This is a genomic window from Rhizobium sp. 10PS4, from assembly GCF_032464805.1.
Taxonomy (GTDB): Bacteria; Pseudomonadota; Alphaproteobacteria; order Rhizobiales; family Rhizobiaceae; genus Rhizobium; species Rhizobium laguerreae.
On sequence record NZ_JAWDIW010000010.1, the window covers coordinates 150483 to 163595 of the forward strand.

Sequence of the window (13113 nt, forward strand, 5' to 3'; positions counted from 1 at the left end):
GCCGCTCGTCGAGCGGGCTTTGCTGCATCGGGCGCGCCCGTCGATCCGGATTGTTTGACGCATTCTGAACAAATTAATCGGCCATTGCGGCCGCAACGATAATTAGGGAATGGGTTTGATGTCGATCGGTTTTGATCGGAGGCTGGCGCGATGAGTTCCCGGATGGCGCGGTTCGGTCTGAGCGCATACCGTCTGGCGGGAACCGTGGCCTCTCCTGTCGTCGGCCTCTATATCACCTACCGCACGGCCAAGGGCAAGGAAGACCGGGCCCGCCGCCTGGAGCGCTTCGGCTATCCGAGCGCCAACCGGCCGCAGGGCCCGCTCATCTGGTTTCACGCCGCAAGCGTCGGTGAAACCAACGCCGTCATCCCGCTGATCCGTGAAATCCGCCGCCGTGACATCCATGTCATCCTGACGACCGGCACCATCACCTCGGCCAAGCTCGCCGCCGAGCGCCTCGGCCAGGAAGCGATCCATCAATATGTGCCGCTCGACCTGAAGCCCTCCGTCAGCCGCTTCCTCGATTATTGGCAGCCCGATTGCGCCATCATCGCCGAATCCGAGATCTGGCCGGCAACGGTTCTGGAGCTCGGCCGACGCCGCATTCCGCAGATCCTGATCAATGCCCGCATGTCGGACCGCTCCTTTGCCCGCTGGCGCCGCCGCCCGGCGATCGCCGAAGCCTTGTTCGAGAATCTTGCCCTCGTCATTGCCCAGTCGGATGTTGATGCCGAACGTTTCCGCGATCTGGGCGCCGTCCCCGTCATCACCTCGGGCAATCTGAAGGTCGATACCGACGCACCGCCTTACGACAGCGCTGTCTTCGCTCGCTATAAGAAGCAGATCGGCGAGCGCAAGACCTGGGCGGCGATCTCGACCTTCGACGGCGAGGAGAATGCCGCCGCCATCGTTCACCGGGCGCTCAGGGAGCGCGACCATCAATTGACCATCATCGTGCCGCGCCATCCCGAGCGCAGCGACGAGATCGAGGCAGCGCTCGTCAAGCAGGGGCTGAAGGTCGCCCGCCGCACCCGCGACGATGTCTTGTCCGCCGATGTCGATGTCTTCCTCGGCGACACGATCGGTGAAATGGGCCTCTATCTTCGCCTGACGGAAATCGCCTTCGTCGGCCGTTCGCTCTTTGCCGAAGGCGGCCAGAACCCGCTGGAGCCCGCCATGCTCGGCTGCGCCATTCTCTCCGGCGGCCATGTGCAGAATTTCCGCGATGCCTATCAGAAGCTTGCCCGCAGCGGCAGCGCCCGCATGGTGCGCGATACTGAAATGCTGGCCAAGGGCGTGCATTATCTGCTGATCAACGACGACGCCCGCCGCAACATGATCGAGGCCGGCATCACCGCCGTGCACGAGATGCGCGGCGCGCTGACGGCGACGGTAAAGGGGCTGGAACCCTATATCAATCCGCTGACGGTCAAGGCGCGGCTGCTGCCCAAGGCCGTGGCCCAGGTCTGAGGAGCGAAGATGTCGGCAGCGTCCCCTATCAAAGGCATCCTCTTCGACAAGGACGGCACGCTGCTCGATTATGACGAGAGCTGGCTGCCGGTAAACCGCGAGCTTGCCCGCATCGCCGCCAGAGGGGATGAGCTTCTCGCCAACCGGCTGCTTTCGGCCTGCGGCATGGATCCGCTGACCGGCCACATCGTTCCCGACAGCCTGCTTGCCGCCGGCAATACCCGCCAGATCGCCGAGGGCCTCGTTGCGGCGGGCTCGATGGTCGATGTCGGCGAACTGACGATCCGCCTCGACGCCCTTTTTTCCAACGCCGCCGAATTTTCCGTGCCGGTGACCGACCTCGCCGGCTTCTTCGCTCGGCTGCATCGACGCGGCTTCAAGCTCGGTGTCGCCTCCAGCGACAATGAGCGGTCGATCCGCCAGACGGCGGAACGTTTCGGTTTCGCCCGCTATATCGATTACATCGCCGGCTATGACAGCGGTTTCGGCGTTAAGCCAGAGCCGGGCATGGTGCTCGGCTTCTGCGCTGCGACCGGTCTTTCGCCTGAAGAGGTCGCCATGGTCGGCGACAACAATCACGATCTGCACATGGGTCTGAATGCCGGCACCGGCCTGAGGATCGCGGTGCTGACCGGCACCGGTTCGCGGGAGACGCTTGCCGCCGCGGCCGATCATGTGCTCGACGATATCACCGCCATCGAGACCCTGCTGCCGGATCTGCAGCCGGCCTGACGGGTAAGGGCTTGCATTTTTTCAGGTTTTGGCTTCTCAATCCGGGCCGGTCGAAAAGCAGGGGACTGGCTGTGGCTAAAGCAATTCCAGCAAAAGTGCACAGCGGTTTTGCCGGGAAAAGCGCGCAGCGACTTTCCCAAGGGATTGCGTGAGAACAGGCCGGACAGGGGAGCGGGACGGCAAGATGATATCCGAAGCGCCACCGTTCTGGTGGAGGAAAGCCGATTGGCGGGCCTGGCTGCTGCTGCCGCTTTCTTTTCTCTATGGCCGTATCGCCGGCCACCGCATGGCCCATGCGCGCCGCGCCTCGGTTCCGGTTCCGGTTATCTGCGTCGGCAATTTCACCGTCGGCGGCGCCGGCAAGACGCCGACGGCGCTGACGATTGCCCGCGCCGCCAAGGCGAAGGGGCTGAAGCCCGGCTTTCTCAGCAGGGGTTACGGCGGCTCGCTCGATGTGACCACCGTCGTCGACCCCGATCATCACCGGGCGATCGCCGTCGGTGACGAGCCGTTGCTGCTTGCCCAGGAAGCGCTGACGGTGATTTCGCGCCGGCGCGTCGAAGGTGCTCAGCGCCTGGTGGCGGAGGGCGCCGATCTCATCATCATGGATGACGGTTTCCAGAGTGCCCGGCTGGCGATCGACTATGCCTTGCTCGTCATCGACGCGACGCGCGGCCTCGGCAACGGCCATATCGTGCCGGGTGGCCCGGTCCGCGCGCCGATCCGCCAGCAGCTGCGGTCCGCAACCGCTTTGCTGAAGGTCGGTGGCGGCAATGCCGCCGACAGGATCGTCCGCATGGCGGCGCGCGCGGCAAAGCCCTATTTCACCGCATCGCTGAAAGTCCGCGGCGACAATACGCTGGCCGGCACGAAGGTGCTCGCCTTTGCCGGCATTGCCGATCCCGCCAAATTCTTCCGCACCGTTGAATCCCGCGGCGCCGAGATCGTCGTCGCCAAATCCTTCGGCGATCACGAGCACCTGACGGAGGAGGAGATCGACGACATCCTGACGACCGCCGAGCGTCAAGGTCTCCTGATCGTCACCACCTCCAAAGATTTCGTCCGCCTTTCCGGCCATCACGGCAAGGCGGCGCGGCTCGTCGAAAAGAGCCGGGTGATCGAGGTCGACATGGTCTTCGAGGATCACCTCGCCCCCAACCTCATCATCGACCGGGCGATCGTCGCTTGCCGCGAGCGGCGGCTGCGGGAGATGAAGGCCGGGGTTAAAGCGATTCCAGCAAAGGCTGAACCGCTCTAGCTTGCAGGCTGCTGCAAAACGTCTCGTCCTGCGTACATCTCCACATGCAACGCTATCACGCGATCGAGCGAAGCAAAGTCTCGCGGGCGGAAGTCAGATGCAACCGGCATGCGCGATCGATCGATGCGATATTGCGGCTTTCGAGGGCTTCGATCAGGGCGAGATGTTCCCTGATGGCGACCTCATTCCGCGCGCGTTCATCACGCTTGTTCCACTGATAGTGATAGTGGAAGACCATGGTTATCACGTCTTGGAAGCTTTCGATAAAGCGGTTTGGCGCGACTGCGGTAATCAGCCGGTGGAAACGGCTGTCCAGCTCCGAGAAATCCTGAAACCGAGCGTCGATATCCGCGAGCAGTTCCAAATGTGCCGCCCGCATAGATTGGATCTGTTTCCAGACGGGCGACCCGTCGGGCAGGGCCGCGAAAAGCCGTGCGGAGCGCATTTCGAACATCTCTCTGATCTCAAACAGTTCGAGTGCGAAACTGGCTGTGAACCCTTTAAAAACCCAGCCTGCATTCTGGCGCTTCTCGATCAGCCCATATTTCTGAAATCGATTGAGAAATTCACGGACAATCGTTGTCGCGACGCCGAATTTCCGAGCTAACTCCGTCTCATTGATTTCTGTGCCCGGACAGGCATCACCGCGCAGCATCCATTCCATGAAGCTCGTCTCGACCTGTTCCGAAATTGCCAAGGTCTCTTCCTTCGGATAGCGCTCTTTCTGCCGCGGCCGCTCACCTATGATCCGCCTGTGCGCTTCAGATATGATGATCCCACGTGCGGACATCCCCGCCAGCACCTTCCGCACCGTTGTTCTGCTCACGCCAAGCTGGGTGCGCAGTGCATTTTCGGACGGCAATTCCGCCCCAAGATCGAGCGTCCGAATGATATCGATCATATCATTGAATGCCCGCTTGAAAGTCGTATCCGTTCTCATGGCGCAACTCCAGGTATGATTAGATATCCATAAAAAACAATTTGACGCACGTGTATCATATGTTTCTTATGTATAAAAAACGGGGGAGGCTAGGGGATTTTGGAAGACTCCGGGATTCTGCCTCAGAATTCGTCCCGGCCTGATGGTTCGCAAGATGCAACCTTCCAGCCGAGACAATCTGGCATCACATTCGGGCTGAAGCTATTGAGCCTTGGCCCTCTATTGATCCTGATTATGCTCATCGCCGTCGTCAGTTTGATCACGCCGGCTTTTCTAAAGCCCGTTAACCTGGGGAACATCCTGGCGCAGACAGCAGTGATTGCTGTTGTGGCAATGGGGCAGCAACTCGTTATCCTGACGCGCGGCATCGACCTGTCTGTCGGCTCGAATCTTGCGCTGGCAACAGTCATCGGCGGACTTGTCTACCAGCAGATTGATTCCTCGATCGTCGTCATTATGGCCATGCTGCTTGCCGGCGCTGCTATCGGTGCGGTCAACGGCCTGGTCTTTGTCTATGGCCGGCTGCCACACCCCTTTATCATTACACTTGCGACCTTGAGTATCTGCCGCGGTCTGGCACTTGCATTGGCGCCCGGCCACACCACCATGCGCGGGATGCCCGACGCAGTGACCGCGATCGGCGGCGGTACGACGCTTGGTGTGCCCAATTCCTTCTTTGCCGTTGCGATGTTCGGGCTTCTTTTTCTGATCCTGACGAAGTCGATGGTCTTTGGCCGATGGATCTATGCCGTCGGCGGCGCGCCGAATGCCGCCAAAAGCATGGGTATACCGGTAAAGGGCGTTCTGCTCGCAACCTACATTATTTGCGGCTTTTGTGCAGGTGTCGGCGCGGTGCTGCTCGCAGGACGGACCGCCGCCGCCTCGCCAATCTACGGCAATCTTTTGGAGCTCGACACGATTGCTGCGGTGATTATAGGAGGCGCCAGCTTCCTTGGCGGACGAGGCCATCTCGGCCACGCCCTGATCGGCGCCGTGCTGATCGGCGTCATCCGCAACGCCCTTAACCTTCTCGGGGTCGACGTGTTCTTTCAAATGATCGCGATCGGGCTCGTCATCGTCATCGCCGTAGAGGCCGACGTGCTTCGCAACCATCTCGAGGCGCGCGCACGCGTGCTTCAATCGGCGAGAGTGCAATGAACCCAGCATCTACCACACCGGCACTTTCGGTTCGAAATGCCCAGAAGCGCTTTGGCGCCATCCATGCCCTGAAAAATGTAAGCCTTGATGCCTACGGAGGTGAGGTAACCGCTCTCTTGGGTGACAACGGCGCCGGCAAGTCGACGCTCGTCAAATGCATCAGCGGGCTTCATAGTCTCGACGAAGGAGAGATCCTCGTGGATGGTGCGCCCGTATCGCTCCATTCAACGGCGGCCGCCCGCCGCGCCGGTATTGAAACCGTCTATCAGGATCTGGCGCTTTTCGACAACCTGACCCCGGTACAGAATTTCTATTGCGGACGAGAAATCTCTTTCCCCTCCTGGCTGCCGCGTCCGCTCCGCTTCCTCAACACGGGCGCGATGAAGCGGGAAGCGGCGAGTGTCATCGATCGCCTGAAGGTTAAGCTGCCGAGATTCGATGCGCCGGTCGCGCTGATGTCCGGGGGGCAGCGACAGGCGATCGCGGTCGCGCGCGCCGTTGTTTTTGCGCGCAAACTGGTGATTCTTGACGAACCAACGGCCGCCCTCGGTCTTCGCGAGTCCCGCCAGGTTCTTGACCTTATCCATCAGCTCAAAGCCGACGGCAATGCCGTGATCATCATCACGCACAATATGGAGCATGTCGTCGAAATCGCCGATCGGGCGGTTGTGCTGCGGCAGGGGCGCAAGGTGGGTGAACTGAAGCCAACGCAAGCCAACAAGCAGGACCTTGTCGCGATGATTGTCGGCGCCGAGGCTTAAGGGAGATCGCTGCTTCTTTGGGGCAGCGGACAACGAGATCGCTCTAGAGGAGGGCGGTCGAAACATGGGAGGTGTATCATGAAACTGCAATCCCTGCTGGGAGCCCTTGCGCTCCTGGCCGTCGCTGTAGTCCCGTCCTTGGCGCAGGAGCCGGTGAAGCTCGGCTTTATAACCAAATTCCCAGTACCTTTCTTCGCAACAATGGAGAACGCCGCTAAAGATTATGCAAAGAGAAATCCCGGCGTCGAGATCATCTACGGGCAGGGTACGTCCGCAACCGACATCGAGGGCCAGATTGCACAGATCGAGTCGATGGTGACACGAGGCGTGCAGGGTATTGCCATCACACCCGTCGATCCCACCGTGTCCACTGCCCTGGACAAGGCGGTGGCGGCCGGTATCAAGGTCGTGCTGATGGATAACAATATTCCGGATTGGAAAGGCAGGACGGCGCTTGCCACAACCGATAACTTCGCCGCGGGCAAAATCGCCGGCGAGTATCTCAAAACTGTTCTTAAAGCCGGCGATACGCTTGGGATTCTTGAGGGCGTGCCCGGGGTGCCAGCGCTCGATGACCGTGTGACGGGAATGCTTGAAGGGCTGAAGGGACTTGACGTCAAGATCGTCGGGAAAGGTGCAACAAACTGCACCGAGGAGCTCGGGATCAGTGTCGCCGAGGATCTGCTGACGAAGAACCCGGACCTCAAGGCCATTTATGCCGCTTGCGGCCCGCCCGCTGCTGGCGCGGCGCGCGCAATCAAGAACGCTGGCACTGCCGATGACAAGATCGTGCTGGTCGGTTTCGACTTCTGTTGCGGCGAAGAGGAGGCGCTGAAGAGTGGCGTCGAGGATGCGTCGGTGGCGCAGTTCCCCACCAAGATGGCCGAACTCGGTGTGGATGCGCTGGTAAAATCGATTCGCGGAGAGGCGGTTGAGTCTTTGATCGATTCCGGCGCTGCGCTCGTGACGCCAGAGAATATGGCGAAATTCAAGTGAACCGTTGCCCCTGTGGGGATCGGATCACGCAAACGGCCCGTCCTTCGTGGGCGGGTCGGACGTGTGACCTCTCGTTGTGCCCAGATTTCAATCTTCATCAGGACGGCCGACCCGGCCTAAAATCATCCGGTTCTAGCGGCGCTGGTTTGGCAGCACGCCGGCGCGTTTGTCGGCATCGATGGCCGAGATCACATCGGCATAGGGCTCCTGCCGGGCGACGCTCCAGTAGCGCAATTCGTCGAGCGGGATCTGTTTCCCCGTCATCGCGCAGACGACATAGGAGCCGGGCGAGAGAATCTGGAAATCGCCATCGAGATACCGGATCTTCGCCTCGCGGTTTCCGTGCCCTTCGAACAAATTCATGCGCTCCGTTCCCTGCCGTCTGTCATTAGAGCATGTCGCGCAAAACTGTGCCGCGGTTTTGCGATCACGACATGCGGAACACCAAAGACCTAAAGCGTGGCAAGTGAATCTGAAAGATCACGACACGCTTTAGTCTGCCATACTCCCGCAAGGGCTGCTTTTCCAGCTTTTTTAGCTTCTGCCGAAAAGCCGTTCGATATCGCTGAGTTTCAATTCGATATAGGTCGGCCGGCCGTGATTGCATTGGCCGGAGCCGGGCGTCACTTCCATCTCCCGGAGCAGCGCGTTCATTTCCTCCGGCCGCAGCCGTCGTCCTGAGCGCACCGACCCGTGGCAGGCCATGGTCGCCGCCACATATTCGAGCTTGGCCGACAGGCCTGACGCCGTGTCCCATTCGGCGATCTCGTCGGCAAGCTGACGGATCAGCCCATGCGCATCGACCTCGCCGAGCATCGCCGGCGTCTCGCGCACGGCGATCGCGCCGGGGCCGAAACGCTCGATCGCCAGGCCGAGTTCGGAAAGTTCGGCGGCATGCTGCATCAGCCGGTCGCAATCCTCCTCCGGAATATCGATGATCTCGGGGATGAGCAGGACTTGCGAGGCCAGCCGCTTCGAATGCAGCGCCTTGCGCATCGCTTCGAAGACCAGCCGCTCATGTGCGGCATGCTGGTCGACGATGACGAGCCCGTCCTCGGTCTGGGCGACGATGTAGTTTGCGTGGATCTGCGCCCGCGCTGCGCCGAGCGGATAGCGCGCGATTGGTTCGGGCGCTGCCGGCTGCGGCGAAAACTGCGGCTCGGCTCGCGCCGTCGGCATCGAAAGTCCGTCGAAGGATGCCTGGGGCCGCTCGCCGAAACCCGTTATTGGCTGATACGGCCGGGAGGGCGACGTTTCGGCCGACCATGCCGTTTGCGGCCGCTGGTTATTCGGCTGGAAGCCGGGGCGGAAGGAGCGCAGCATGTCGCTCGCCCCGGTCGTTGCCGCCCGGCTGCCGTCGCGCGCCAAGGCCTCGCGGATGGCGCCGACGATCAGGCCGCGCACCAGGCCCGGGTCGCGGAACCGCACGTCGGATTTTGCCGGATGCACGTTGACGTCGACGAGAGCGGGATCGAGTGTGATCGACAGCACCGCCACCGGATGGCGCCCGGAAGGAATCGTCTCGGCATAGGCGCCGCGGATCGCCGAGAGGATCAGCTTGTCCTGCACCGGCCGGCCGTTGACGAAGGCGTATTGATGGGCGGAGTTGCCGCGATTGAAGGTCGGCACGCCGGCAAAGCCGGTCAGCGCGATCTCTTCGCGCACGGCGTCGAGCGCAATGGCGTTGTCGCGGAACTCCTTGCCGAGCACCTGCGCCATGCGCGCCAGATGGTCGTCACCGGTTGCCGGAAATTCCAGCGTCGTGCGGTCCGAGCCCGACAGCACGAAGCGTACCGCAGGAAAGGCGATCGCCATGCGCTTGACGATCTCGGTGATGGCACCGGCCTCGGCCTTCTCCGTCTTCAGGAATTTGAGCCGGGCGGGTGTGGCGAAGAACAGGTCGCGCACTTCGACGATCGTGCCGGGATTGGCGGCGGCTGGGCGCAGATGCACGATCTTGCCGCCGGCAACGGCGATCTCGTGGCCGCCGGCGCTGTCGCGTCTGCGGCTTGCGATGCTGAGCCTGGCGACCGAGCCGATCGAGGGCAGCGCCTCACCACGGAAGCCGAGCGTGCGGATATCCTCGAGCGTCTCTGAGATCTTCGAGGTGCAGTGGCGCCTGACCGCCAGTTCCAGATCGGCCGCGTCCATTCCCGAGCCGTTGTCGCTGACGCGCAGTAGCGCCTTGCCGCCGCCTGACGTGGCGATTTCGATGCGCGTCGCGCCCGCGTCGAGCGCGTTTTCGATCAGTTCCTTGGCAGCGCTCGCCGGCCGTTCGATGACTTCGCCGGCGGCGATCTGGTTGATGAGCGTTTCGGAAAGCTGTCTGATGGCCATGGGCTATTTTCGGGGATTCGCGGGCCGGAGGGAAGAGGTTTCGACAGGCTTTCCCGAAACGTGATCCGGGGCTCCCCCAAATTTGGGAATAGGTAATGTTAAGCCGGTTTTAACATAAAAATGGCATTTCTAATCACATACCTCCGGAAGCTGCGAAATCGAACAGATGTGGGACGCAACAGAATGAGTGCCGGCTTCGAAAAGGCGGACACATCATCAGAAATCGATGGGGCTCCCGCTGAGACCGATCTGCAGACGGCGCTTTTCGATGTGGTGTGCGACAGCCTTTCCGCAGCTTTCATCATCTACGACAAGAACGATCATCTGATCTTTGCAAGCCGCCAGACTCTCGAGTTCTTTCCGCTGCCCGCCGAGATGCTGAAGCCGGGCACGCGGCTTCGCGATTTCCTCGGCGCGATGTACGACACCGGCATTCGCCAGCAGTATGATGTCAGGCAGGGTGGCTCGCTGAGCCGCGAAGACTGGCTGTCGCAGAAAATCGCCTCGCATTGGCGCGAGCGCTTCGACGCCGTCGAGCGCCGCGGTGCCGATAGCTGGGTCCGCTTCGTCAAGCGCAGGCTGCCCGGCGGTTACGGCGTCACCATCATCTCCGACATTTCCGAGAACAAGAAGCGCGAAGAGCAATGGCGCTCCGACCTAGAGCGGGTGCAGCTCACCGAGGACATTCTCGACAATCTGCCGTTCCCGCTCTTCGTCAAGGATCGCAACCTCACCTATGTCGCGGTCAACCTCGCCTTCTGCGAGAAATATCAAACAAGCGCCGACGAGGTGCTTGGGCGCAAGAGCGGCGATCTTTTTTCAGAAGAGATCGCCAAGCGCTTCGAAGAAAGCGACCGCCATGTGCTGGAGACCGGCGAGATGTCCGTCTCCCGCCAGCGGCAGATCTCCCGCGACGGCATCGAGCGCGATATCGTCAGCCGCAAGCACCGCATCGGCAAGCCCGGCCGCTATTTCCTGGTGTCGACCATGCAGGATCTGCCGCGCGACGGCGCCGATCTCGACGAGTTCGGCCAAGCGTCCGCGATTACCGCCTCCAGCAATCAAAGCTATCGACGGGCCTATGTGCCGGTACCAACCGGCATCGCACGGCGCGAACCGGCGGCGATGGAAGCGATCGTTCCGGAGAATTTCTCCGGCCGCAAGGTCCTCGTCGTCACGGCCGACCTCGCCGCCGAGACCGCCGCGCTGCGGACGCTGACGAAATACGGCTTCGAATCCTGCTCAGTCCGCGGCGAGGACGAAGAGGAGCGGTTCCTGGAAATCGCCACCTCCTCCGGCATCTCGCTCGATCTTCTGATCATCGACAACCAGATGGGCATGCGCTGCCTCGAGCTTGCCGAGCAATACGGCATCCCGGCGCTCGTCATGGACGGTTTCCAGATCGCCAACGAACTCACCTTCCAGATTGCCCGCCATTTCAATCGCAGCAGCCGCAGCGCCGCCGGTTCGGATGCTGATTGGGAAATCACCATTTCCGACGATCCGGTCGGTCTGCAGGTTCTCGTCGCCGAAGACAATGATATCAACCAGATCGTCTTTTCACAGATCCTCGAAGGTCTCGGCTATCGCCACATGCTTGCGGCGACCGGCGACGAGGCCGTGCGCCTCTGGGCCGAGCACCGGCCGCAGATCGTGCTGATGGATATTTCCCTGCCGGGCTTCAACGGCTTCGAGGCCGCGCGGCTCATCCGGCAGATGGAGGAAACCGGCGGCACCCGTACCCCGATCATCGGCGTGCTCACCCAGGCATTCGAGCGTGATCGCGCCGAATGCGTCAAATCAGGCATGGACGACGTCATCATGAAACCCGTCAGCCCTGACATGCTGGAAACCGTATTTCAGAAATATCTAATGAACGAGGCCATGCAAGCCCGAAACTGAACCATGTTCTCGGTAAAAGTGTGCAGGCGCCAAAATACCCGTCAACTCCCCAGATTTTGGGCGGGTTCAAGTGGTTATGCCGCTGATTTACTATCGAATTGTTAAGACCTGCCGGTCATTCTTCTGCATGGCTCCGGAGGAAAGCTCGGGTTTGGATGATGAAATCGGCGGACATAGCTTTCTTGACCGTCGGTCAGAATGAGCTTCAGGCGATGGCCTATACCGATCCGCTGACCGGATTGGGCAACCGCAATCGCATGCGGGACAAGGTCTTGCAGATCTCCGCTGAGCGCGCCAGCGATCCGGCCCCCTTCACCATCGGCATCGTCAACCTCGACAGTTTCAAGCCGATCAACGATCTGTTCGGCTCGACAGCCGGCGATGAAATCCTCTGCCAGGTCGCCCATCGTCTCAGAGCCTGCATTCCTGATGGCGCGCTGGTCACCCGCCACGATGGCGATGAATTCGCCTTCGTGCTGCCGTTGATCTTCGAGCGGGCGAGTGCCGAGAAATTCGGCCAGATGATCCGCGAGGTGTTGTCGGCGCCTTATGACCTCGGCGACCGCAACGTCCGTCTTTCCGCCTCCCTCGGCTTTTCCATCTATCCCTTTGCCGGAGAGGATTGCGAGGAGCTGCTGAAGAGCGCCGAAACCGCCCTCTACCGTTCCAAGCGCCGCGGCCGCGGCCAGATCACCGTCTATTCGCGCGAGATCGCCCAGGAGATGAAGCGCGCGACACAGCTGGAGCAGGCGCTTAGAAACGCCATCATCTCCGACGCGATCGACGTGCATTTCCAGCCGATCGTCTCGCTGTCCAACAATCAGGTCGTCGGCTTCGAGGCGCTCGCCCGCTGGAACGATCCCGATCTCGGCTTCGTCTCGCCCGGCGTCTTCGTGCCGCTCGCCGAGGAGCGCGGCTTCATCGACGCGCTGTCGGAGGCGCTGCTGCGCAAAGCCGCCGAGGCAGCGCTCTCTTGGCCCCGCGAACTCTTCCTGTCGTTCAATCTTTCCTCGGCTCAGCTGATGGATCCGGGCACGAGCAGCAGCGTCCTGTCGATCCTCGGGCGCGTCGGCTTCGATCCGCATCGCCTGGAGCTGGAGATCACCGAGACGGCGGTGATGAGTTCGGCCGATACCGCTCACCGCATCATCGCCGATCTGCGCGCCGCCGGTGTACGCATCTCGCTCGACGATTTCGGCACCGGCCAATCGAGCCTCGGGCGCCTGCGCGACTTCATCTTCGACAAGATCAAGATCGACCGCGCCTTCGTCTCGCGGATCAATTCCGATCGCGCCTCCGAACACATCATCAAGGCGATCCTGACCATGTGCGAGGGCCTGGAGCTGGAAGTCGTAGCGGAAGGCATCGAGGATTATGCCGAGGCGGTGAAATTGCGCGCACTCGGCTGCGGCATGGGCCAGGGCTATCACTTCGGCCGTCCGGCCGACGGTATCGCCACGCTGCGCTTCCTGCACGAAAACTATTACGATCCAACCATGGCGGAGCGTGTCAGCGCATAAGACGATGGCGCCCCTGGGAGCGCCATCGCCTACGCTATA

The 13113-nt window shown here is 61.4% G+C and carries 11 protein-coding genes; 8 read left to right on the forward strand and 3 right to left on the reverse strand.

The annotated features are described in order from the left end of the window. The first annotated feature begins 150 nt into the window (after positions 1 to 150). The 3 genes from waaA (at position 151) to lpxK (ending at position 3460) form a co-directional block, all read left to right on the forward strand. Positions 151 to 1470 (forward strand): lipid IV(A) 3-deoxy-D-manno-octulosonic acid transferase, encoded by a 1320-nt coding sequence (gene waaA / locus RWJ89_RS20050; RefSeq protein WP_316031324.1) that lies wholly within the window; start codon positions 151 to 153, stop codon positions 1468 to 1470. A 9-nt stretch (positions 1471 to 1479) separates the two neighbouring features. Continuing rightward, positions 1480 to 2202 (forward strand): HAD family hydrolase, encoded by a 723-nt coding sequence (locus RWJ89_RS20055; protein WP_170268250.1) that lies wholly within the window; start codon positions 1480 to 1482, stop codon positions 2200 to 2202. 184 nt (positions 2203 to 2386) lie between these two features. Continuing rightward, complete coding sequence (lpxK, locus tag RWJ89_RS20060) at positions 2387 to 3460, forward strand: tetraacyldisaccharide 4'-kinase (protein WP_168256738.1); 1074 nt, start codon at positions 2387 to 2389, stop codon at positions 3458 to 3460. A gap of 55 nt (positions 3461 to 3515) precedes the next feature. On the opposite strand, the gene RWJ89_RS20065 is transcribed toward lpxK, so the two are convergent. Next, on the reverse strand, positions 3516 to 4400 hold the full coding sequence (locus RWJ89_RS20065) for a GntR family transcriptional regulator (RefSeq protein WP_316031325.1): 885 nt from the start codon (positions 4398 to 4400) through the stop codon (positions 3516 to 3518). A gap of 99 nt (positions 4401 to 4499) precedes the next feature. Between RWJ89_RS20065 and RWJ89_RS20070 the strand changes: the two genes are divergently transcribed. From RWJ89_RS20070 to RWJ89_RS20080, 3 genes are all read left to right on the forward strand, one after another. Beyond that, positions 4500 to 5558, forward strand: a complete 1059-nt coding sequence (locus RWJ89_RS20070) for an ABC transporter permease (RefSeq protein WP_206105934.1) — start codon at positions 4500 to 4502, stop codon at positions 5556 to 5558. Next, complete coding sequence (locus tag RWJ89_RS20075; protein WP_316031326.1) at positions 5555 to 6319, forward strand: ATP-binding cassette domain-containing protein; 765 nt, start codon at positions 5555 to 5557, stop codon at positions 6317 to 6319. Before RWJ89_RS20070 ends, RWJ89_RS20075 begins: the two co-directional genes overlap by 4 nt. A gap of 78 nt (positions 6320 to 6397) precedes the next feature. Continuing rightward, a complete protein-coding gene (locus RWJ89_RS20080) occupies positions 6398 to 7315 on the forward strand; it encodes a sugar ABC transporter substrate-binding protein (protein ID WP_316031327.1) in 918 nt (305 codons plus the stop codon). Positions 7316 to 7447: 132 nt separating this feature from the next. Here the strand turns inward: RWJ89_RS20080 and RWJ89_RS20085 are convergent, their stop codons facing one another. Next, positions 7448 to 7678, reverse strand: a complete 231-nt coding sequence (locus RWJ89_RS20085) for a DUF2093 domain-containing protein (protein ID WP_003545832.1) — start codon at positions 7676 to 7678, stop codon at positions 7448 to 7450. 171 nt (positions 7679 to 7849) lie between these two features. Next, on the reverse strand, positions 7850 to 9652 hold the full coding sequence (mutL, locus tag RWJ89_RS20090; RefSeq protein ID WP_316031328.1) for a DNA mismatch repair endonuclease MutL: 1803 nt from the start codon (positions 9650 to 9652) through the stop codon (positions 7850 to 7852). A gap of 183 nt (positions 9653 to 9835) precedes the next feature. On the opposite strand from mutL, the gene RWJ89_RS20095 reads away from it, so the two are divergent. Continuing rightward, positions 9836 to 11554 (forward strand): response regulator, encoded by a 1719-nt coding sequence (locus RWJ89_RS20095; RefSeq protein WP_132613325.1) that lies wholly within the window; start codon positions 9836 to 9838, stop codon positions 11552 to 11554. Between the two features lie 155 nt (positions 11555 to 11709). Beyond that, complete coding sequence (locus RWJ89_RS20100; protein WP_072639516.1) at positions 11710 to 13074, forward strand: putative bifunctional diguanylate cyclase/phosphodiesterase; 1365 nt, start codon at positions 11710 to 11712, stop codon at positions 13072 to 13074. Positions 13075 to 13113: the final 39 nt, after the last annotated feature.

What these genes read in the sequence shown, in the direction of transcription:
- waaA (WP_316031324.1), top strand. Translation starts at nt 151, where the DNA reads ATGAGTTCCCGGATGGCGCGGTTCGGTCTGAGCGCATACCGTCTGGCG.
- RWJ89_RS20055 (WP_170268250.1), top strand. Translation starts at nt 1,480, where the DNA reads ATGTCGGCAGCGTCCCCTATCAAAGGCATCCTCTTCGACAAGGACGGC.
- lpxK (WP_168256738.1), top strand. Translation starts at nt 2,387, where the DNA reads ATGATATCCGAAGCGCCACCGTTCTGGTGGAGGAAAGCCGATTGGCGG.
- RWJ89_RS20065 (WP_316031325.1), bottom strand. Translation starts at nt 4,400, where the DNA reads ATGAGAACGGATACGACTTTCAAGCGGGCATTCAATGATATGATCGAT.
- RWJ89_RS20075 (WP_316031326.1), top strand. Translation starts at nt 5,555, where the DNA reads ATGAACCCAGCATCTACCACACCGGCACTTTCGGTTCGAAATGCCCAG.
- RWJ89_RS20080 (WP_316031327.1), top strand. Translation starts at nt 6,398, where the DNA reads ATGAAACTGCAATCCCTGCTGGGAGCCCTTGCGCTCCTGGCCGTCGCT.
- RWJ89_RS20085 (WP_003545832.1), bottom strand. Translation starts at nt 7,678, where the DNA reads ATGAATTTGTTCGAAGGGCACGGAAACCGCGAGGCGAAGATCCGGTAT.
- mutL (WP_316031328.1), bottom strand. Translation starts at nt 9,652, where the DNA reads ATGGCCATCAGACAGCTTTCCGAAACGCTCATCAACCAGATCGCCGCC.
- RWJ89_RS20095 (WP_132613325.1), top strand. Translation starts at nt 9,836, where the DNA reads ATGAGTGCCGGCTTCGAAAAGGCGGACACATCATCAGAAATCGATGGG.
- RWJ89_RS20100 (WP_072639516.1), top strand. Translation starts at nt 11,710, where the DNA reads ATGATGAAATCGGCGGACATAGCTTTCTTGACCGTCGGTCAGAATGAG.